The organism is Pseudarthrobacter sp. RHLT1-30-1 (assembly GCF_059383415.1).
Map to the genome: position 1 here is coordinate 188,345 of NZ_JBWZCG010000002.1, position 19,869 is coordinate 208,213.

Annotated in this window: 16 protein-coding genes and 2 tRNA genes; 9 read left to right on the plus strand and 9 right to left on the minus strand. The window is 67.2% G+C overall.

Annotated elements, in window-relative coordinates:
• Positions 1 to 68 precede the first annotated feature (68 nt).
• On the minus strand, positions 69 to 971 hold the full coding sequence (locus tag AC50YM_RS03275) for a diacylglycerol/lipid kinase family protein (RefSeq protein WP_494955571.1): 903 nt from the start codon (positions 969 to 971) through the stop codon (positions 69 to 71).
• Positions 972 to 1,096: 125 nt separating this feature from the next.
• On the opposite strand from AC50YM_RS03275, the gene AC50YM_RS03280 reads away from it, so the two are divergent.
• The 4 genes from AC50YM_RS03280 (at position 1,097) to AC50YM_RS03295 (ending at position 4,258) form a co-directional block, all read left to right on the plus strand.
• The gene (locus AC50YM_RS03280; RefSeq protein ID WP_494955572.1) at positions 1,097 to 2,053 is read left to right on the plus strand and encodes a J domain-containing protein; all 957 of its coding nucleotides are present in this window, start codon (positions 1,097 to 1,099) and stop codon (positions 2,051 to 2,053) included.
• 21 nt (positions 2,054 to 2,074) lie between these two features.
• Positions 2,075 to 2,542, plus strand: coding sequence for a tRNA (cytidine(34)-2'-O)-methyltransferase (locus AC50YM_RS03285; protein ID WP_494955573.1), 468 nt, complete (start codon positions 2,075 to 2,077; stop codon positions 2,540 to 2,542).
• Positions 2,543 to 2,772: 230 nt separating this feature from the next.
• Positions 2,773 to 3,378, plus strand: a complete 606-nt coding sequence (gene sigK, locus AC50YM_RS03290; RefSeq protein ID WP_494955574.1) for an ECF RNA polymerase sigma factor SigK — start codon at positions 2,773 to 2,775, stop codon at positions 3,376 to 3,378.
• Position 3,379: 1 nt separating this feature from the next.
• Positions 3,380 to 4,258: an anti-sigma factor gene (locus AC50YM_RS03295; protein ID WP_494955575.1), complete on the plus strand. Its 879-nt coding sequence runs from the start codon at positions 3,380 to 3,382 to the stop codon at positions 4,256 to 4,258.
• 132 nt (positions 4,259 to 4,390) lie between these two features.
• Here AC50YM_RS03295 and AC50YM_RS03300 read toward each other — a convergent pair whose 3' ends face one another.
• The 5 genes from AC50YM_RS03300 to AC50YM_RS03320 all read right to left on the minus strand — a co-directional run bounded on the left by AC50YM_RS03300 (position 4,391) and on the right by AC50YM_RS03320 (position 9,468).
• Positions 4,391 to 4,924 carry a gluconokinase gene (locus AC50YM_RS03300; RefSeq protein WP_494955576.1) on the minus strand — a complete coding sequence of 178 codons (534 nt, stop codon included), beginning with the start codon at positions 4,922 to 4,924 and terminating at the stop codon, positions 4,391 to 4,393.
• Positions 4,925 to 4,998: 74 nt separating this feature from the next.
• Entirely contained in the window at positions 4,999 to 5,778 is a 780-nt protein-coding gene (locus tag AC50YM_RS03305; RefSeq protein ID WP_494955577.1) for a PIG-L deacetylase family protein, read from the minus strand.
• A gap of 4 nt (positions 5,779 to 5,782) precedes the next feature.
• Complete coding sequence (locus tag AC50YM_RS03310; protein ID WP_494955578.1) at positions 5,783 to 6,736, minus strand: electron transfer flavoprotein subunit alpha/FixB family protein; 954 nt, start codon at positions 6,734 to 6,736, stop codon at positions 5,783 to 5,785.
• Positions 6,737 to 6,750: 14 nt separating this feature from the next.
• Entirely contained in the window at positions 6,751 to 7,551 is an 801-nt protein-coding gene (locus AC50YM_RS03315; protein ID WP_494955636.1) for an electron transfer flavoprotein subunit beta/FixA family protein, read from the minus strand.
• A 309-nt stretch (positions 7,552 to 7,860) separates the two neighbouring features.
• Positions 7,861 to 9,468, minus strand: a complete 1,608-nt coding sequence (locus AC50YM_RS03320; protein WP_494955579.1) for a S1C family serine protease — start codon at positions 9,466 to 9,468, stop codon at positions 7,861 to 7,863.
• A 306-nt stretch (positions 9,469 to 9,774) separates the two neighbouring features.
• Between AC50YM_RS03320 and AC50YM_RS03325 the strand changes: the two genes are divergently transcribed.
• From AC50YM_RS03325 to AC50YM_RS03345, 5 genes are all read left to right on the plus strand, one after another.
• Positions 9,775 to 11,823 (plus strand): TPM domain-containing protein, encoded by a 2,049-nt coding sequence (locus AC50YM_RS03325; RefSeq protein ID WP_494955580.1) that lies wholly within the window; start codon positions 9,775 to 9,777, stop codon positions 11,821 to 11,823.
• A 135-nt stretch (positions 11,824 to 11,958) separates the two neighbouring features.
• A complete protein-coding gene (locus AC50YM_RS03330; protein WP_494955581.1) occupies positions 11,959 to 12,744 on the plus strand; it encodes a PspA/IM30 family protein in 786 nt (261 codons plus the stop codon).
• A gap of 127 nt (positions 12,745 to 12,871) precedes the next feature.
• On the plus strand, positions 12,872 to 14,311 hold the full coding sequence (locus AC50YM_RS03335; RefSeq protein ID WP_494955582.1) for a cryptochrome/photolyase family protein: 1,440 nt from the start codon (positions 12,872 to 12,874) through the stop codon (positions 14,309 to 14,311).
• Between the two features lie 60 nt (positions 14,312 to 14,371).
• On the plus strand, positions 14,372 to 15,613 hold the full coding sequence (locus tag AC50YM_RS03340) for an NAD(P)/FAD-dependent oxidoreductase (protein ID WP_494955583.1): 1,242 nt from the start codon (positions 14,372 to 14,374) through the stop codon (positions 15,611 to 15,613).
• Positions 15,614 to 15,785: 172 nt separating this feature from the next.
• Positions 15,786 to 16,133, plus strand: coding sequence for a nuclear transport factor 2 family protein (locus AC50YM_RS03345; protein ID WP_494955584.1), 348 nt, complete (start codon positions 15,786 to 15,788; stop codon positions 16,131 to 16,133).
• Between the two features lie 69 nt (positions 16,134 to 16,202).
• On the opposite strand, the gene AC50YM_RS03350 is transcribed toward AC50YM_RS03345, so the two are convergent.
• From AC50YM_RS03350 to AC50YM_RS03360, 3 genes are all read right to left on the minus strand, one after another.
• Positions 16,203 to 16,276, minus strand: a tRNA-Met gene (locus tag AC50YM_RS03350).
• Between the two features lie 144 nt (positions 16,277 to 16,420).
• Positions 16,421 to 16,494, minus strand: a tRNA-Met gene (locus tag AC50YM_RS03355).
• A 189-nt stretch (positions 16,495 to 16,683) separates the two neighbouring features.
• Positions 16,684 to 19,716: a UPF0182 family membrane protein gene (locus AC50YM_RS03360; protein WP_494955585.1), complete on the minus strand. Its 3,033-nt coding sequence runs from the start codon at positions 19,714 to 19,716 to the stop codon at positions 16,684 to 16,686.
• Positions 19,717 to 19,869: the final 153 nt, after the last annotated feature.

A 19,869-nucleotide genomic window follows, 5' to 3' on the forward strand; every position in this document is an offset into this window, starting at 1 on the left:
GCCGCGTGTCCCCCGACGCACCACCTTCCGGGCGCCCCTCCGTTCCAGGCCCTCCGCTTCCAGCCCCGTTAGGCCAGGACGCGGACCGCTCCGGGAACCACCTCAATTGTCAGCGGCAGCGGACCGATCCGCTCCCCGTCGGCATAGGCCACGACTTTGTCCGCCGTCAGTTCGACCTGGCGGACCCGCCGGATGTGCACGGCCGGATGCCCGAGGTGGCCGCCGGAAAAGACCTTGGGAAACACCCTCAGCAGGCCCACCCTGGAGAGCGGGTCGACGATGAACAGGTCCAGGTAGCCGTCGTCGAGGACAGCGTCCGGGGTGATCTTCATGCCGCCGCCCATCGACTGGCTGTTGGCCACGGAGATCAGCATCGCTCCCTGCCGCCAGCTCTCGCCGTCGGCCGTCACGGTGTAGTTGATCGGCCGGAACGACGTCAGCTCACGGACCATGGCAAGGGGGTACCGGGCCTTCCCCCGGGGCCACCGCCAGGCGTTGGCCCGTTCGTTGACGGCCGCGTCGAATCCTGCGGACAGCACACCGGCGAACCAGGAGGACTTCCCGCCGGAGGTGGCCCGTCCGACGTCGATCAGCCTTCCGCCGGCGGACAGGGCAGCGAGCGACCCCGCGCACGCGCCGGGGACGTCATGTGCCGTCACACCGAGCGCCCGCGCCGTGTCATTTCCGGTCCCGGTGGGGACAATTCCCAGCGGAACCGCGCCAACCGGCAGCCCCGAACCGGCGAGCGCATTAACACCGAGGTGAACCATTCCGTCACCGCCGACGACAACGAGAGCGTCCACGCCGGACGCCAGCGCCTTGTCCACAGCCCGCGCCAGCGCCCCGTAGCTTTCCTCGCACAGCAGGAGGACCTCGGCACCGGCCGCCCGGAACAGGTCCGCAGCCTCGTTCCCGGCGTGCCGCCCCCGGCCAAAGGAAGCCCGCGGATTGACGGCAACGGCGATGATCATGCGCCGAATTATGCCAGCCCACGGGAACGATCCGTGCCGGTGCGCTCGTTGATCCCCTAGCCGGTTAAACTGGCCGGGCCGGACGGCCAGGCCGGGCTGGCACCATCGATGCAAAGGATTCTTGCTTGACGCAGGGCAACAGCTCGCATTACCAGGTCCTCCGGATCCCTGTGACGGCGACGGACAAGGAGATCAAGGTGGCCTACCGCAGGGCCGCCCGCACCGCGCACCCCGACCACGGCGGCGACCCGGCCGCCTTCCGCCGCGTCACCCTCGCCTACGAAACGCTGATCGATGCCAGGAGCCGGGCGGACTACGACCGTTCCTACGGCAGCGGCCGCGGCGGCTTCGGCGTTCCGCCCGCGGACGAGGGGGCCCACTTTGACGCCCCGGCGGCCGGAAGCCACGCCTCCGCCAACGTCCGGCGCCCCAATACACCGCGCAATACCGCGGCCGACGCCCCGGTCTTCGTTCCGGCCTTCGAGCAGTACGCGTTGACCGGCGAGGTGCCGCTGATCCCAGAGGACCTGGCCCGGCAGCAGGTTCACGGCCTGCCCCGCAAGCGCGGGATCTTCGGCGCGGAAGCCAGGATCCAGCGGGAAATGCGGACTGTTCAACTCATCAGCCGGCAGATCCTTCCCGCCATCCCGGCGGCCCGGCTCATCAACGGACTGCAGTCCCCGGCCGACAACAGCCATATCGACCATGTGGTCCTCTCCGGCTACCGGATGGCGATCATCGGCTCCATGCTGCTGCCCCCGGGCGCCTACGCCTGGAACGGCAGCGCCCTGACCCACGGCGGCCGGTCAATCGCCCCGCCCCAGCTGGCCCACGTGGTGCGCCGGATGCAGGACATCTTCCCGGAACTCAACGTCACCGGCTGGACCGTGGTGCACAGCACGAACGGCAACCTGCACGAACCGGTGATCGACCGGCACCGCAATGCCGGTCCGCACGAGACCGTTCAGGTGGTCAACGCCGCCGGACTGGCACGCGGCCTCAAGCAGTTCCTGGGTTCCGGCCCTGCGCCCAACACCGTGATCGTTCCCGTGCTGGCCCGGCTGCTGCGCGGAATGCACTAGCGCCGTCGCTAGGATGGAACAGTGTTCCGCATCCTCTTCCACACCCCAGAAATTCCCGGCAATACCGGCAACGCCATCCGGCTGGCTGCCATCACCGGCGCCGAGCTGCACCTGGTCAAGCCCCTTGGCTTCGATTTCTCCGACGCCAAGCTGCGCCGGGCCGGGCTCGATTACCACGACCTCGCAGTCGTGACCGTGCACGAGGACCTCGAGGCGGCCTGGGCGGCCCTCGCTCCGGAACGGGTGTTTGCCTTCACCTCCGACGGCGAAGCCTCCTACACTGACATCAGTTACCGTCCCGGGGACGTGCTGCTCTTCGGCCGCGAATCCGTGGGCCTGGCCGAGGAAGTCAAACACGACCCGCACGTCACGTCGCGGGTCCGGCTGCCGATGCTGCCCTCGCTCCGCTCGCTGAACCTTGCGAATGCGGCGTCGATCGCGGTCTACGAGGCTTGGCGCCAGAACGGATTCGCCGGCGCCAAGCTGTAGGCAGCGCAATTCTTTGCGCCGCACCGCCCATCCGTGATCCCTGCTGTCCCGAATCACTGGTGAAGCCCTGTTGAGCGAACGGGCGCCGGAGCGGGGAAGGGAGCGAGGAGCGGCGGGTGACAACAGTGCAGGTGGACAGACACCCGGGCCTGCGGGTTCCGGGCGGCTATTCCTCAGCGGAGAGCCATCCTGACCCGCGATCGACGGCGGGCACCTTATGCTTGAAGGTGATGGAAACTCCCAACGCCCCGAACCCCGAGGCCGCTGCTCCCCCGGGCACTCCGACCGACGTAAACCGCCGGCTGGGCGCACTGCTGGAACAGATCGCCCGCGGCGACCAGGCCGCCTTTGCAGAGTTCTACGAACTCACGTCACGGCGCGTCTTCGGCATGGCGCGGCGCGTGCTGATCGACGTGGAACTCAGTGAGGACACCACCCAGGAGGTCTTCCTCCAGGTCTGGCAGAACGCCTCCAAGTTCAATCCCGACGCCGGCAGCCCGCTCGCCTGGCTGATGACGATCTCGCACCGCAGGGCCGTGGACAAGGTCCGTTCGTCGCAGTCATCCACGGACCGGGAAGCGAAATACGGCGCCAGCAGCCAGGACATCGATCACGATTCCGTTTCTGACGAGGTGGGCAGCCGGCTCGAGGCCGAGGCTGTCGTCCGCTGCCTGGACACGCTGACCGCTACCCAAAAGGAGTCAGTGCGGCTCGCCTACTACGGCGGCCTCACGTACCGGGAAGTCGCAGAAAAGCTCAATGCTGCAGTGCCCACCATCAAGTCCCGCATCCGCGACGGACTGATCCGACTGAAGACCTGTCTGGGGGTGAGTTGAGATGACCGACATGAACGCACCGCACCAAGGCCGTGTCCCCGGCGGCTTTGCAGCCGATATCGCCACCGACCTGGCGTCCGGCCGTGCGGCTGACCTCGCCGAGGTGTACGCCCTGGATGCCGTGGACGACGCCGACCGTGCCGCCATCGAGGCCCACCTCGCTGCCGCTCCGCCGGCGGAACTCGCCGACTTCAACGACCGGGTCCGCCAGGCCCGGGAAACGCTCGCCACCAGCTTCACCGTTGAGGAGGAACCCCCGGCAGGCCTGCTCGACCGGATCATGGCCTCGCTGCCCGCGCAGAACTCCGGGCCGCACCCGGGACAGGAGGCGCCGGCGGTTCTTCCGGTCGTGGCCCGGCCGGTCCGGGAGGCCTCCGGGCTGCCCGTCAGCGACGAGCTCGGCGCCGCCCGCAAGCGCCGGGACGAACGACGCCGGCCGCAGGGAATGCGCAACTGGCTGGTCGGCGTAGCCGCTGCCGCTGTTATCGCCCTGGGCGGCGTCGGTGTCGGGGCCTACATGGCAAACCAGAACGATCCGCTGAACCAGGTCCTGCAGGCCGGCGACGTGCGGCAGGCGACCGTCAACGTCACCGGCGGCGGCACGGCCACCGTGTCCCTGTCGACCTCGAAGGACGCGATCGTCGTCAAGATGAACGACGTCCCGGCTCCGCCGCCGGGCAAGGTCTATCAGATGTGGCTGATCCCCAAGGACGGCTCGGCCCCGGTGTCCCAGGGGTTGATGGATGCGGAAGCACTTTCCAAGCCGGCCGTCGTCAAGGGCGTCCACATTGCTGCAGCCCTGGGCATCACGGTGGAACCGACCGGCGGTTCGCCGTCGCCGACCACGCCAACCGTGGCCGAGGCCCCGCTGGGCGCCTAGCGTCTGGTCCGCGACCTGATACAGCCGCGCCGGCCCGGAACCCTCCCGCGGGTTCAGGGCCGGCGCGGTTCGCGTTTAAAGCCCGTGCTTAAAGCAAGATTGTCCCCACATGACGGCGAAGAAACTGGCTGGCTACGGCCGGCCGGTGTTGCCGGCGGCGAGCTGGAGCCGGTCGATGATTTCCTGCGCTTCGTCCGTCGGTGCCGAACTGACGCTCAAAGTAATGGCGTTTTCGTCCGCCGTGGGGGCTTCGAGGGCCTCGAACTGGGACTCGAGCAGGGCCGGGGGCATAAAGTGCCCGAGCCGCAGTGCCAGCCGGTCCGAGATCCGGTCCCTGCTGCCGTCGAGGAACACAAACACGACGCCCTCGCCGCGCAGGACATCCCGGTAACGCTTCTTCAGCGCCGAGCACGTGATGACGCCCGGCGTGCCGGATTCGGTGTGCGCCCGGATCCAGCCCGCGATGCTCGCCAGCCAGGGCCAGCGGTCCTCGTCCGTCAGCGGCTGGCCGGCGAGCATCTTGGCCACATTGGCTGCAGGGTGCAGATCATCGCCTTCGGCGAAATCCCATCCCAGCCGGTCGGCCAGCAGGCCGGCCACGGTGGACTTTCCGGATCCGGAGACGCCCATCACGACGACAACAGGGTGCTGCGCAGTCTTCGCCATCAAAGTCTGCCTTCCTCAATAAATATGATTTAAACTGGGGCTAGCTTATGGGAAGAGGACGTCCGCGGGCAAGACTAAAAGCCGGCGATGGTCTCCGGGCCGTTGACTGGGACGACGTGGAAGGCCTCGGCGCTGCGGCCCGCGGGCAGTCCGCCCCGCTCAGCAGTCCGGAGCATCAATCCGCGGACCGTCCGGTCCATCGCCTCGATGTCGGGGTGCTGGCTGACGTGGACGTGGATTGCGGCGAGTTTGGGCTCGATCCGGTCCGTCACGTCCACGAAGTGGTTCTCGCGTTCTTCCGGCCCGGCATACAGCCAGAGCCATGGCAACTTGTACGCCGCCAGGCCTGCCGCGGCCAGCTCCGGGTACGCAAACGGGTTCTCCAGCGCCGGATACACCGCCCGCGTCACCGCCTCCCCCACGGCCAGATGGTCGGGATGGCTTTTCTGGATCCGATTCCAGTTCCGTTCCGGGTGCATCGAGAGCACGACGTCGGGCCGGAGCTGCCGGATCAGGCGCACCACGTCGCGGATCACGCCGTGCGTGGGTTCGAGGTAGCCGTCGCGCTCATGCAGGTAGTGAATGTCGGTCACCCCGACCAGGCCGGCGGCCCGGCGCTGCTCCTCGTTCCGCAGGCGGACGATCTCGTCCCGCTGCCCCGGGTCGAAGCCGCCGGCGTCGCCGTCGGTCATGATGCAGTAGCTGACCTGCACGCCCGCGGCGGTCCACGCCGCGATCGTGCCGGCGGCGCCGAAGTCGATGTCGTCCGGGTGCGCGGCGAAACAAAGCACCCGCTCGATCCGGTGGTGGTCCGGATCGAACGGGCTGCGCGCCTGCGCGGCGGCGGTGCTCAAGGACTCAGCCCCGGCGCTTTTTGATTTCGGCGGTGGCCTGCGGCAGGACCTGGAAGAGGTCCCCGATGATGCCGAAGTCGGCGATCTCGAACACGGGCGACTCCGCATCCTTGTTCACCGCGACGATCACCTTGGCGGTCTGCATCCCGGCCTTCTGCTGGATGGCCCCCGAGATGCCTGCCGAGATGTACAGCTGGGGCGAAACGGTCTTTCCGGTCTGGCCGATCTGCGCGTCGTGGCCGATCCAGCCGGCGTCCGTTGCGGCGCGGGAAGCGCCGATGGCCGCACCGAGGGCGTCGGCGAGGTCTTCCACCGGGCCGAAGTTCCCGTCGACGCCACGGCCGCCGGCCACAACGATCCGGGCCTCGGCAAGGTCCGGGCGTCCGCTGGCTGCCTTCTCATTGCGCGCGGTGATTCTAGCCGCGGCCGCGGTGGCAGCTTCCGGCACCTCCACGGTGACGGAGGCCGGCGCGGTGCCCGTGACGGCGGGTTCCGGCGTGATGCTGTTGGCCTTGACGGTCAGGATGGCGACCGGTGTCGTGGCCTTCGCCGTCGTCATGTAGGAACCGGCCAGCACGGACTTGTGGGCTGTTCCGTCCGGGTCCACCGCGACGACGTCGGTGATGACGCCGGCTCCAAGCTTGATGCCGAGTCTCGCAGCGATTTCCCTGGCCTCCGCCGAGTTCTCGGTCAGCACCACGGTGGCACCGGCGGTCTGCACCGCGGCGGCCAGGTAGGAGGCCTTGGGGCCGACGAGGTAGTCGTCCAGGTCCGCCGCCGAGGGCCGGTAGAGCGCTTGCGCGCCGTACGCGGCCAGGGTGGCCGCGACGTCGTCGTGCAGCTCGCCGTTGAAGGCCACCGCAGGCTCGCCCAGGGACCGGGCAATGGTGAGCAGCTCCAGGCTGGGCTTTTTCAGCGCCTGGCCGGGGTTGTCGATGAATACCAGTACTTTTGCCATGTTCGAGAATCCCCTTAGAGCAGCTTCTGGTTGGCCAGGAACTCAACCAGTTTGATACCGGCGTCGCCTTCGTCGGTGATGATGGTACCGGCGGTGCGTGCCGGGCGCAGTTCAGCGGATTCGACGGCGGTCCAGGACCCGGACCGTCCGACCTTCGCCGGGTCGACGCCGATGTCGGCAAGGCTCAGCGTCGTGATGGTCTTCTTTTTGGCCGCCATGATGCCCTTGAAATTCGGGTACCGGGGGTCGTTGACCTGGTCGGTGACCGAGACGAGGGCGGGCAGCGTCGCCTCGATGGTGTCGGAGTGGGCATCGCCGTCGCGGCGGGCCGTGAGCCGGCCGCCGTCGAGTTCGAGAGCGGCCGCGAAGGTGAGCTGCGGCACGCCCAGGCGTTCCGCGAGTTGCGCCGGGACCAGCGAGGTCTCGCCGTCGGTGGAGGCCATGCCGGTGAGGATGAGGTCGACGGGGGTGTCCGCACCCAGGTGGCGGATGGCGGCGGCGAGCGCCAGCGAGGTAGCGGCGGCGTCGGAACCGGCCAGCGCATCATCGCTGAGGTGGACGCCCTCGCTGGCGCCGATCTGCAGTGACTTCTTCACCGCGTTGACGGCACCGGCGGGTCCCATGCTCAGCGCGATGACCTTGTTGCCGGCCGCTTCGCCGCCGCGGGCCTCGATTAGCTGGAGTGCGGCCTCAAGGGCGTACTCGTCCAGTTCAGACAGGATGCTCTCGGCGCGGTCCGTGGTGTTGCCCTCGCCGGTGAGGTGCCGGTCGAACTGCGCGTCAGGGACGTGCTTGACCAGCACGATGATCTTCAGAGTCTCTTCCACTGTATTGACAGCAGCCTTCCATGCGGTGGACAGCCAGCCGGGTGGGTCGTGGCCACGGAGCACCCGGGGGTGCCGGGTTTGTTCCTAGCTAACCATATCGGGGCTCGCCGGCGCGGACCGGGTTAAGCGCTGTGTCAGGCCGGCGCTGTTCGCGGCAGGCGAAGTGCCTGCCGGACAGAGCGCACAGCCGGCAGAGCGCACAGCCGGCGCGGCGCACGGCGAAGGCCGGGTGGCACCTGACGGCTTGAAACCGCCACCGTGCTGCCCGGCCTTCGGGTCGGAACGCTGTGCGCTGCCCTACTGCTCGGCGGCTGCGCCGAGGGTCACGTCGAGCTGCTGTTCCTTGCCGCCGCGGAGTACGGTGACCTTCACCGATGCCCCTGCGGGCTGCTCACGCACGGCGGCGGTGAGCTGGTTTGGATCACTGACGGTGAGATCCTGGAACTTCGTCACGACGTCGCCGACCTTGACGCCGGCCTTGTCGGCAGCGGAGCCGGGCTCGACCGTGGCGACTTCGGCGCCGACGGAGAAGCCGGAACCTGAGGAGCTTGCGGTCTTCTGCTTCACGCTCACGCCGAACTGGCCGTGTGTGGCCTTGCCGGTGCTGATGATCTCCTGGGCGATCCGCTTGGCGTGGTTGATCGGAATGCTGAAGCCAACGCCGATGTTCCCGCTGGCCGAGGAGTCGCCGCCGGCCGAGGCGATAGCGACATTCACGCCGATGATCTCGCCCTTGGTGTTAACCAGGGCGCCGCCGGAGTTGCCGGGGTTGATGGCGGCGTCGGTCTGGATCACGTTGATCGAGATGCTGCCCTGGCCGGCCGTGGCCTGGCCCTGGCCGCCGTCCGGCGGTGCGAACTGGAAGCCCTGGTCGCCGCCCTGGGAGTTGTCCGCTTCATTCTTGGGAGCGGCCGACGAGGCGACGCTGATGGTTCGGTTCAGGGTCGACACGATGCCGTCAGTCACGGTTCCCGTGAGGCCCAGCGGCGAACCGATCGCGACGGCGGTGTCGCCGACGTTCAGCTTGCTGGAGTCGCCCAGGACTGCCGGGACGAGCCCGGAAGCGTTCTGGATCTGGACAATAGCGAGGTCCGACAGCGGATCCGTGCCGATGATCTTGGCGCTGTAGACCTTGCCGTCGCTGAGCCGGACCTCGATCGCGGCGTTCGCCGCTGTGCCGTCGAGGGTGACGACGTGGGTGTTGGTCAGGACGTGGCCCTCGCCGTCCAGGATGATGCCGGAGCCGGTGCCGCCCTCGCTGCCGTTCGTGGCCTTGATGGTCACCACACTCGGAGTGGCCTTCACCGCGGCCGCGGTGATCGCGTTCACGTCATCCTTGTTGTTTACGATGACCGGGCCGGCCTGGCTGCTGCCCGTGGAACCCGTGGACGTGATCGCCCGCTCCCCCAACAGCTGGGTGGTGCCGGCGACCACCCCGCCGCCCACGAGTCCGGCGGCGAGGATGCTGGCCACCAGGGTCGGGACGCCGAAGGCAGCCTTGCGCTTTGGGGCGTGGGCAGCGTTGGAAGCGTACGGCGACGCGGGCTGGTTGCCGCCGAAGCCGCCGTGCTGCTGCTGGCCGTAGGGGCCCTGGCCGTAGGGCGCCTGGCCGTACCCGGGGCTCCCCTGCGGGTTCGGCTGGCCGGAAGCCTGGCCCTGCTGAACGTGCTCCTGCGGGCCACCGAACTGCTGGGTCTGCGGTGTCTGGGGGCCGCCATAGGAGGGCTGGTGCTGGGGGTAGACCGGCTGCGGGGCCTGGTCCGCTGCCCGGTCGAGCCGGAGGGTCGGATTCTCGTGCGCTGAGTCCGGCGCCGGGGCCACCTGGGGGCGCTCTGAAGTGCCCTCGTTCGGCGCGGCCGGCTCCCTGTCCTCTGGTGACGGGCCCTGCGCTGGGTTCTCAGTCATAAGACTTCCTTTCATCCTCGTTTGTATTAACTATGGAGGATCTCACTGATACTAGAGCGGACGTTTGCTGGGAGGTTACTGAACGCCCGAAGGCGCTACTGCCAGAGCTGCTGCGGCGTTATTTCCAAGGGTAAGCGCTTTTCGCTGGTGGCATATTCCCCCCGGTGGACGGCCAATGGGGTGCACCATAGAATCAAATGGAATTGCCACAGCGACCTGCGGCTTTACATCTGCGTGGGGGCGCTGCTGCATTCTGTGACGACCGGTTCGGCCCGAACTGGTCGCAGAAGTGCCGAAGGGTTGCACATGCGGTCTACCTATAAACGTCTCCTCGCCGCTCTTGGCTTCGCCGGACTGCTGGCGTTTCCCGCCGCTCCGGTTCTCGCCGAGAGCCCGGTGACACTCGACCCCGTCACGAAAATCGTTGACTCCGCCGGCGTATTGGGCGACCGGAAGGGCGACGTCGAACAGGCCATCAAGCAGCTCGGTACCGATCACGCCATGACGTTCCACGTCGTGTACGTAAAGAAGTTCGAGAACCCCGCCGACCGGGTTGCCTGGGCCGCTGCTGTGGCGGACAAGGCAAACCTGGGCCCCAATGCCATGTTGCTGTCGGTGGCCACGGAAACCCGCCAGTACCAGTTAAGCAAGCCATCCAACAGCAAGATCACGAACGCCCAGCGCGACACCATTGTGACCAGCGCAGTTGACCCGAACCTTCGCAACGGTGACTACGCCCAGGCGGCCATCGATAGCGCCGCTGCCATCGGTGATGCCGCCGGCGGCGGCAAGGGCACCGTCCCTTCCCAGGGCGGCGCCGGGAATGCCGTGCTGGTGGGCGTGGGTGTCGTCGCGGCGGGCGGCGCGGGCACCTACCTCTACCTCCGCAACCGCCGCAAGAAGGCTTCCGTGGCAGCCGGCGCCGGAGGACCGCAGGGTGCCGAGCTGGATCCGCTGGCCGGGCTCACTGTCGAGGAATTGCGCCGGAAGAGCGGCTCACTCCTGATCGAGGCGGACGACGCCATCAAATCCAGTGAGCAGGAGCTGGGCTTCGCGCAGGCACAGTACGGCGACGCCGCCGTCGGGAACTTCACGAAGGCGCTGCAGGACGCCAAGGGCCACATGTCCGAATCCTTCAAACTGCAGCAGCAGCTCGATGACCACATCCCCGACACCGAGGAGCAGCAGCGGGCCTGGCTGACGGAGATCATCCGCCGTTCCGAGGCCGCACTGGCCTCCCTACAGGAGCAGAAGGCTGACTTCGATTCACTGCGGGAGCTGGAGAAAAATGCCCCGCAGGCCCTGGCCGCGGTCAGCGCCGGCGCGGGTGAGGCGGAAGCCAGGATCGCCAGCGCCGAGGGTTCTCTCACCGAGCTGCGCGGCAAATACGCCGAGAGCGCGCTGGTGCAGGTGTCCGACAACATCAGCCAGGCCAAGGAACGGCTCGCGTTCGTACAGAACGCCTCCGTCACCGCCCAGGAGAAACTCACCGCCGGCGAACGCGGGCTCGCCGCCGTCGCCGTCCGGGCAGCGGAAGAGAGCCTGCACCAGACGAACGTGCTGATCGGCGCCATCACCAAGGTCGCCGGCAACCTCGATGGGGCGCGCACCGGCCTGGAGTCCGCCGTCGTCGACACCTCCCAGGACCTGGCCCAGGCCCGGGCGCTGATCCAGTCCGGGGCGCACCCCGAGCTGGCCGGGCCGGTCGCCGCGGTCGAAGCCGCGCTGGCCCGGGTCAAGGCCGAAATCCAGGGCGGCAAGATCGATCCGATCGCCACCTTGGAGCGGGTCGAGACCGCCCACCAGTCGCTGGATGCGGCCCTGTCCGGCATCCGCGACCAGCAGGAACAGATCCGCCGTGCGCAGGCATCGCTGCAGCAAAGCATCATGTCCGCGCAGGCGCAGATCAGTGCCACCTCGGACTACATCACGGCCCGCCGCGGCGGCGTGGGCACCGAAGCCCGAACCCGCCTGGCTGAGGCCCAGCGGAACCTGGACTACGCACTGTCCATCTCCCGCACCGATCCGGTCACTGCCCTGCAGTACGCCCAGCAGGCGCACGGGCTGGCGGCGCAGGCCGCTCAGCTGGCGCAGTCCGACGTCGACCACTTCGGCGGCTACGCCAACCAGGGCTACGGCCGGGGCGGAATGTTCGGCGGCGGCGGGGGCGGCGGCCTCGGCGGCGCCATCCTGGGTGGCATCCTGATCAACTCCATCCTGCACGGCGGCGGGGGCGGCCTCGGTGGTGGCGGCGGCGATTCCGGCGGCGGCTGGGGCGGCGGCGGATGGGGCGGCGGCGGCGGCGATTCCGGCGGCGGCTGGGGCGGCGACTTCGGCGGCGGCGGCGACTTCTAGACGGGCACTGGCCCACCACACCGGGCACACAGACTAGGCGCCGGCGGGAACGTTCCGGCCGGCGGATAGAAGCGGTACATTTCACTGTTCACCGAAATTCAGTGGGCACCACTGAGCAGGACGAAAGGTAACACCATGAAGCAGTCCATTTTCGGCCGCATGGCGCAGCTGGCGAAAGCCAACATCAATTCCCTGCTGGACCAGGCGGAGGACCCGCAGAAGATGCTGGACCAGATGGTCCGGGACTACACCAACAACATCGCTGAAGCCGAGTCGGCCGTGGCGCAGACCATCGGCAACCTGCGGATGCTCCAGGATGACTACAACGAGGACATCAAGAACGCCCAGGACTGGGGCAACAAGGCCCTCGCTGCCTCCCGCAAGGCTGACGAATACCGGGCCAAGGGCGACGTCGGCGACGCCGAAAAGTTCGACAACCTCGCCAAGGTGGCGCTGCAGCGCCAGATGTCCGCGGAAAACGAGGCAAAGTCCGCCGAGCCGAGCATCGCCTCCCAGGCAGAGGTGGTGGAGAAGCTCAAGAACGGCCTGGGCCAGATGAAGGGCAAGCTTAACGAGCTCACCAGCAAGCGCAACGAACTGGTGGCCCGTTCCAAGACCGCCGCGGCCCAGACCCAGGTGCACGATGCCATGAAGAGCATCGACTTCATGGATCCCACGTCCGAGGTGGGCCGCTTCGAAGAGAAGATCCGCCGCGAAGAAGCCAAGGTCCGAGGCCAGCAGGAGCTCGCCGCCTCCAGCCTGGACGCACAGTTCAACTCGCTGGAGGACCTCGGCGAGCAGACCGAGATCGAGGCCCGGCTCGCCGCACTGAAATCCGGAGTGTCCCCCGCCGCCATCGGTGCCGGTGAAGGCCGCACCTCCGGCAGCACCGTCGAGGAAGCAGACTTCGACAAGCTGTAGGCTCTCGCCGGCGCGTTCCGCCGGAATCCTGACACCGGACCGACGAGGCCGGGCCCGACCGTCCACGGACGGGCCCGGCCTCCGTTGTCCTTGCTCCGTTGTCCCGCTCCGCGTGTACCGTGGATCCATGTCTTCCGGAACCCTGTCTTCGACCCTCGTCTGGCTCCGCGATGATCTCCGGCTGGACGACAACCCGGCTCTGAGTGAAGCGGCTTCGCTGGGGCGGCCGCTGACGGTCGTCTATGTGCTGGACGAGGTCTCCCCTGGTGTGCGGCCCCTCGGCGGTGCCGTGAAGTGGTGGCTGCACCACTCGCTGACGGACCTTGCCGCCGCGCTGGAGGCCACCGGATCTCGGCTGCTGCTGCGCCGCGGCCCGGCCGCGGACATCATCCGCGACCTCGCACTCGAAACCGGGGCCTCGTCGCTGCTCTGGAACCGCCGCTACGGCGGACCCGAACGCTGCGTGGACGCGGGCATCAAGGACTGGGCCGCCGAACGCGGTCCCACCGCGACCAGCTTCCAGGCCAACCTGATGTTCGAGCCCTGGACGGTGCGGACCGGTGCGGGCGGACCGTACAAGGTCTTCACGCCCTTCTGGCGGGCCTGCCTCGACGGCAACGAGCCCCGCCACCCCTTGGATGCTCCGGAGTACCTTCCGGCCCCTGCGGTAGCCGCGTCGGGCACGCTCCCGGCCGGGGACGCCCTCGACAGCTGGGAACTGCTCCCCCACACGCCGGACTGGAGCGCCGGCCTCGCCGCCACCTGGCAGCCCGGCGAAGCCGGGGCCCACCGGCGCCTGGAGGACTTCCTCGACGGACCCGCAGCGGACTACGGCACCGGACGGAACATTCCGGGCACCGAGGGGACCAGCCGGCTTTCCGCGCACCTGCGCTTCGGCGAAATCAGCCCCTTCCGGATCTGGCACGCGTTGCGCGAACGCTTTCCGCACAGCGCCCCGGCCGATGTCGGGATCTTCCGTTCCGAACTGGGCTGGCGCGAGTTCTGCTGGCAGCTGCTCTACGAAAACCCGGAACTGGCCACGCGGAATTACCGGCCGGAGTTCGACCGCTTCGCCTGGCAGACGCCCTCCGGCACCGAACTCGAGGCCTGGCAGCAGGGCCGCACCGGCTATCCGCTCGTAGACGCCGGAATGCGCCAACTCTGGCAGACCGGCTGGATGCACAACCGCGTCCGGATGGCTGCCGCGAGTTTTCTGGTGAAAAACCTGCTGGCCGACTGGAGGCTCGGGGAGGCCTGGTTCTGGGACACCCTGGTGGACGCCGACGCCGCGAGCAACCCGGCGAACTGGCAGTGGGTGGCAGGATCCGGCGCTGACGCCTCGCCGTATTTCCGGATCTTCAACCCCGTCACCCAGAGCAAGAAGTTCGACGCCGGCGCCCGCTACCTCCGCGAGTACCTCCCGGAGCTCGCCGGGCTGGACGACAAGGTGATCCACGAACCGTGGAAGGCGGCCGGCCCGTCCGCCGGCTACCCGGATCCGATCGTCGGGTTGCCGGAGTCCCGCGCCCGGGCGCTCGAGACCTACCAGCGGCTCAAGGACAGCTAGCCGGCGTCCGGTGCCGCCCCACCCCTGTTGCACCAACGGCAGGTGGGGTAGGTTGCTCGGATGGAGGACAACTATCAGGTCATCGTGGTCGGGGCCGGGTTCGCCGGCATGACGGCTGCCAAGGAATTAGGGCGCAAGGGCGTCCAGGTCCTGCTCATTGATTCCAACAACTACCACCAGTTCCAGCCTCTCCTTTACCAGGTCGCGACGTCACAGATCGGGGTATCGGCCATAGCCCGGCCGCTTCGATCCGTATTCCGCCGCCTCAAGACGGTGCGGGTGCTCACTGCGAAGGTGGCATCCGTCGATGCGGCCAGCCGCGCCGTCACGACCGTCGACGGCGAAACATTCACGGCGCGGATCCTCGTCCTGGCGGCAGGCGCTGTGCCGAACTTCTTCAATACGCCGGGCGCGGAGGAGCATGCTTTTCCACTGTATTCAGTCACCGACGCGACGCGGCTGGGTGCCCGGCTGACCCAACTGCTGGACCAGGCCGACCGGGAGTCCGGCGGCTCCGTGGACGTGGTCGTCATCGGCGGCGGCCCGACAGGCGTGGAGACCGCCGGCGCCATGGCGGAAAACGTCAAGTTCGTGGTGCCTAAGTACTTTTCGCCGGAACTCGCAGCACGGTGCCGCGTCCATCTGGTGGATATGGTCCCGGTGGTACTGAATGCATTTTCGGAAAAGTCTCAGGACTACACCAGGAAACGCCTGACGAAGATCGGGGTCCGGCTGCACCTGGGATCCGGCGTCACGGAAGTCCGCGCTGACGGCGTGACGCTCGCCGACGGAACCACCATCCCCAGCCGGGTCGTGGTGTGGGCCGGTGGACTGAAAGCCGGAGACATGATTGCCGGCTCCGGCCTGGCCCAGGGCCGGGGAGGTCGCATCGATGTCCGTCCGGACCTGACCGCACCGGATCACGAGGACGTCTATGTCCTCGGCGACGCGGCCAACATGACCGATTCAACCGGGGCCAAACTGCCGCAACTCGGCTCCGTCGCGCAGCAGGCCGGCAAGTGGGCGGCCCACAACATCCATGCCGACCTCACCGGCGGTGACCGGCGGCCCTTCGAATACGTCGACAAGGGATACATGGCGATGATCGGCCGGGGCGCCGCAGTCGCCGAGATCGGCCGTAAGCGCATCCAGCTGCAGGGGCCGCTGGCTTTCGTGTCCTGGCTGCTGGTGCACCTCGCCCTCCTGTCCGGATTCCAGCAGAAGGTCCGCGCACTGTTTTCCTGGCTCAACGGCTACATCACGCACAGTCCCGCTCAGGTCGTCGTCGGCCGCCCTGAGTGACAGCGGCCGCCCGCCGGACCGGTCTACGCAAGCTGCGGACCCCTGGCTGCGGCACCCCCCGGGCTATTGTTCGTCGTTTACCGCGCCATTAGGCTGATCGGGTCAGGCACAGGAATGGCGAGGCGGCGCGACCGGAAACCGTGGTCGAGGCGCTTTCGAGAAGGAGGAAGCCATGCACGACGAGCAGGTTAACCCGAACCTCAAGGGAATGGACGATCTCGACTTCGACGGTTGGAACAAGGCCGACTGGGACGGCGTTTTTGCCCACCATCACACCGATGACGTTCTCGTGGACTGGAAGGGCCAGGAAACCACGCGGGGGGTGGAGGAACACATTGCCGCGATGAAGGCCTTCGTCGATTCCGTCGGTGGCACTCCGCCAACGATCACCTCCCACCCGATCGCGTTCGGATCCGGTGAGTGGACCTGTGTCATCGGCGAGTTCGAGGATGGCAGCCGCATGGTCACGGTCGCGAAATGGCGCGACGGGGCAATTGCCGAAGAGTACATATGGGCGTAGACCCATCCCCAATCCAACGCAAAAGAAAGGCCCGGATCATCAGATCCGGGCCTTTCTGTTCTTCTTCAGTTGCGGGGACAGGATTTGAACCTGTGACCTCTGGGTTATGAGCCCAGCGAGCTACCGAACTGCTCCACCCCGCGTCGCTTGATCAACACTACCCTACTTTTGGGTCCGTCCGAACCACCGGGCAGCCCGCGGTCCCCACACCCAACGCCGGCCCGTGGTGTTGCCTTAAAGCAGAAGGTCCGGAACGCTGTTTCCAGTGTTCCGGACCTTCTCTTCAGTTGCGGGGACAGGATTTGAACCTGTGACCTCTGGGTTATGAGCCCAGCGAGCTACCGAACTGCTCCACCCCGCGTCGCAAGATCAACTCTACCTGCCGGTGAACTTGAGGCCAAATCGAGGGGGCGTGATGTGGGTCTCGCCGCGCCCTGGCCACTCCGGGCAGGAAAGGGGATCCACGGCAAAGGCCGGGTACGAGCTCCAGAGAGCGCCGGACCCGGCCTTCGGCCGTGCATCAGTTAGACCCGCAGGGACGGGCCGTTCGTCAGCTGCTCGGCGTGGGCGCCGGGGTTGCCGCCGGGGTGGTAGCCCCCGGCGTCGGGGTGGCCGACGGGGTGGTGGCCCCCGGCGTCGGGGTGTCCGACGAAGCCGGTGTCGCGGCGACCCGGGCTTCCGCATCGATTGCACGCTGCAGGGCCGCGGAGAGCTTCTTCTGCTGCTCGCCGTACGCGGCGAAGTCGCCCTTCGCGAGGGCCTCCTGGCCGGCCTTGATGGCAGCGTTGGCCTCCTCGAGGGCCGCCTTCAGCTCGGCCTTGGCGTCGGTGCTGCCCGGAACCGCCGGGGTGCCCGGTGTTGCCGGCGTCTGGCCGTTGTTGGCGGAGTCGCCGGCGCTGGCTCCCGACTCACCACCGAACAGCTGGTTCAGGGCCTCGTCCAGCGTCGGTGCGAATCCGATTTTATCGCCGAACGCCACGAGGACCCGCTGCAGTGTCGGGTAGGACGTCTCCCCGGTGGACCGGAGGTAGACGGGCTGCACGTAGACCATTCCCCCACCGACCGGGAGCGTGAGCAGGTTGCCGTTGAGGACCGCCGAGGCCCCTTGGCGCAGCAGGTTCAACGCCTGCGACACAGTGGGGTCAGAGTTGAACTTGTTCTGCGCCTGGCCGGGGCCGGGGACGTTGGCTTCCGGCGGGATCTGCAGGAGCCTGAGCTGGCCATAGCTTTCTGCCTTCACACCCTTCTCGTTTCCCGCATCGGAGTCTGCGGCCAGGAAGCCGTACAGCACGTTGCGGGCGTTGCCATTGACTACCTGCGGGATAAAGGATGACGTCAACTGGAAGGCCGGCTTGTCCTGGTCCGGCATCTTGAGCGACATGTAGTACGGCGGCTGCTTGACGTCGTTCTGGACGGTCGGGTCGTTCGGGACGCTCCAGGCGTCATTGTTGGTGTAGAAGTTGTCCGCCTGGGTGACGTGGTAACGGCCCAGGAGTTCCCGCTGGACCTTGAACAGGTCTTCCGGGTAGCGGACGTGGCTCATGACTGCCCCGGACATCTCCGAGAAGGGCTTCAGCGAAGACGGGAAGACGTTCTGCCAGGCCTTCAATATCGGGTCCTGGTCGTCCCACGCGTAGAGCGTCACCTTCCCGTCGTAGGCATCCACGGTGGCTTTGACCGAGTTGCGGATGTAGTTGACGGACGTGTTTGGCAGGGTGGCCGTCCGCCCTGCCGTGGTCTGCGAGTCTGCCGTGGCCTCGGAGAGTTGCTCCTGCTGGGAGTAGGGGTAGTACTGGCTGGTGGTGTAACCGTCCACGATCCACTTCACCCGTCCGTCGACAACGGCGGGGTACGCGTTGCCGTCCACGGTGAGGTACGGGGCAACCTTTTCGACGCGTTCCCGGGGATTGCGGTCGTAGAGGATCTGGGATTCGGGGTTTACGCCGTCAGAGAGCAGCAGGTCCGAAGACTGGAACTTGATCGCGTAAAGGATCTTGTTGAAGAAGCCGCCCACGTTTGGACCGCCGTCGCCGGTGAAGGTGTACTGCGTTTCGCCGTCGCCTTCCTTGGCGGCGGGCCGGTCCTGCTCACGGTTGACCGCGCCATCAGGGGCTCCGACGATGGAGTAGTCCGGCGAGTCCTCACCGAAGTAGACCCGCGGCTGGTAGGTCGAATCATTGCCGAGCACGCCGGTGGACGGGATTCCGGACTGCAGGAAATCGGGTTTGCCGTCGACGGTGAACTTGTTGCCCTTGGCGGCGACGACGCCGTAGCCGTGGGTGTAGACGACGTGCCGGTTCAGCCAGGACTGCTGGTTGGCGCTCAGCCCGTCCGGGTTGAGTTCGCGGACGGCAATGACGGTGTCCTGGATTTTGCCGTCAATCTCGTACCGGTCCACGTTCAAGGCGCTGGGGAACTGGTAATACGGCCGGTACTGCTCGAGCTGGGAAAAAGCGTCGGAAATCAGGTTCGGATCCAGCAGCCGGATGTTGGCGGTGGTCTGCGCATCGGGAGCCAGGGCGCCTGTGGTGGCGTTCGTGGTGGCGTTGTACCGGGTCTCCTGGATCTTATCCAGACCGTACGCCGAGCGGGTCATGGCGATGTTGCGCTCGATGTACTTCTTCTCCAGTGTCTGCTCGGACGGGCGGACCTGGAACTGCTGGATCACCCAGGGGTAGACGCCGCCTGCCAGGATCGAGGTGATGACCAGCATGGCGGTCCCGATGACAGGCAGCCGCCACTTGCCGATCACGGCAGCGACAATAAAGAGCACCGCGACGAGGGCCGCGGCCACGGCCAGGATGGATTTGGTGGGGATGACGGCGTTAACGTCCGTGTACAGCGCACCGGCCCAGCGGCCGCCGCTGTTCTGCACGGAGGAGTAGCGGTCGAGCCAGAAGTTGACGGCCAGCAGCAACAGGAAAGCGGCACCGGACACGGCGAGATGGATCTGCGCTGCGCGGCTGGTGAAGATGCCGCGCTCCATGATCCGGATGCTGCCGTACAGGTAGTGGGTCAGGATGCCCGCGATGCCGGCGACGATGATGACGCTGATCAGGAATCCGGAAACGAAGCCCAGGAACGGCAGGGTCATCAGGTAGAAGCTGATGTCCAGGTTGAACTGCGGATCCTGCTGGCCGAAGGACTCCTGGTTCAGGAACAGGAGTACCTTCTGCCACTGGCTGGCCGCGGCGCTTCCGGCGAACAGCCCGAAGAGGATGGGCAGGCCGATCATGACGACGCGGCGGACCGGTTCAAGCTGGACCTGGTACCGGTTGAGGTTATCCCGGATGTCCGAGTCCGGCGCGTAGACCGGGCGGGCGTGGTAGGCGATCCGGATGGCGAAGAAGACGGCCGTGAACATCAGCGCGAAGCCGGCCAGGAAGATGACGATCCGTGCCAGGTTCTCAATCAGGAAGACTTCGAAGAAGCCCAGCTGCTGGTACCAGAGGACGTCCGTCCAGACATTGGCGAAGAAGATGAAGCCGACCACAATCAAGGCGACAACAATCAACGTCGGCGTCAGTGCGCCTCGTCGTTGCTGGGGTCTTCCGGGCGGGACTGGGCTGGCTGGACGGGACAAACTCGGTACCTCATAGCTGGTCGACAGTAACTGGTTTTTAGTTATCAGTGCGGCGCTTCCTGGCCGGAACTCGAAGTTGCTGCCGTGAAGCGACTGTCGGCCTCACCCCAGCTGGGCGGCGAAGCCGTCATAGGTGCCACGAGTGGCGGCGGA

What these genes read in the sequence shown, in the direction of transcription:
- AC50YM_RS03325 (WP_494955580.1), top strand. Translation starts at nt 9,775, where the DNA reads ATGCGGTCTACCTATAAACGTCTCCTCGCCGCTCTTGGCTTCGCCGGA.
- AC50YM_RS03335 (WP_494955582.1), top strand. Translation starts at nt 12,872, where the DNA reads ATGTCTTCCGGAACCCTGTCTTCGACCCTCGTCTGGCTCCGCGATGAT.
- AC50YM_RS03300 (WP_494955576.1), bottom strand. Translation starts at nt 4,924, where the DNA reads ATGGCGAAGACTGCGCAGCACCCTGTTGTCGTCGTGATGGGCGTCTCC.
- AC50YM_RS03345 (WP_494955584.1), top strand. Translation starts at nt 15,786, where the DNA reads ATGCACGACGAGCAGGTTAACCCGAACCTCAAGGGAATGGACGATCTC.
- sigK (WP_494955574.1), top strand. Translation starts at nt 2,773, where the DNA reads ATGGAAACTCCCAACGCCCCGAACCCCGAGGCCGCTGCTCCCCCGGGC.
- AC50YM_RS03295 (WP_494955575.1), top strand. Translation starts at nt 3,380, where the DNA reads ATGACCGACATGAACGCACCGCACCAAGGCCGTGTCCCCGGCGGCTTT.
- AC50YM_RS03320 (WP_494955579.1), bottom strand. Translation starts at nt 9,468, where the DNA reads ATGACTGAGAACCCAGCGCAGGGCCCGTCACCAGAGGACAGGGAGCCG.
- AC50YM_RS03330 (WP_494955581.1), top strand. Translation starts at nt 11,959, where the DNA reads ATGAAGCAGTCCATTTTCGGCCGCATGGCGCAGCTGGCGAAAGCCAAC.
- AC50YM_RS03275 (WP_494955571.1), bottom strand. Translation starts at nt 971, where the DNA reads ATGATCATCGCCGTTGCCGTCAATCCGCGGGCTTCCTTTGGCCGGGGG.
- AC50YM_RS03340 (WP_494955583.1), top strand. Translation starts at nt 14,372, where the DNA reads ATGGAGGACAACTATCAGGTCATCGTGGTCGGGGCCGGGTTCGCCGGC.
- AC50YM_RS03310 (WP_494955578.1), bottom strand. Translation starts at nt 6,736, where the DNA reads ATGGCAAAAGTACTGGTATTCATCGACAACCCCGGCCAGGCGCTGAAA.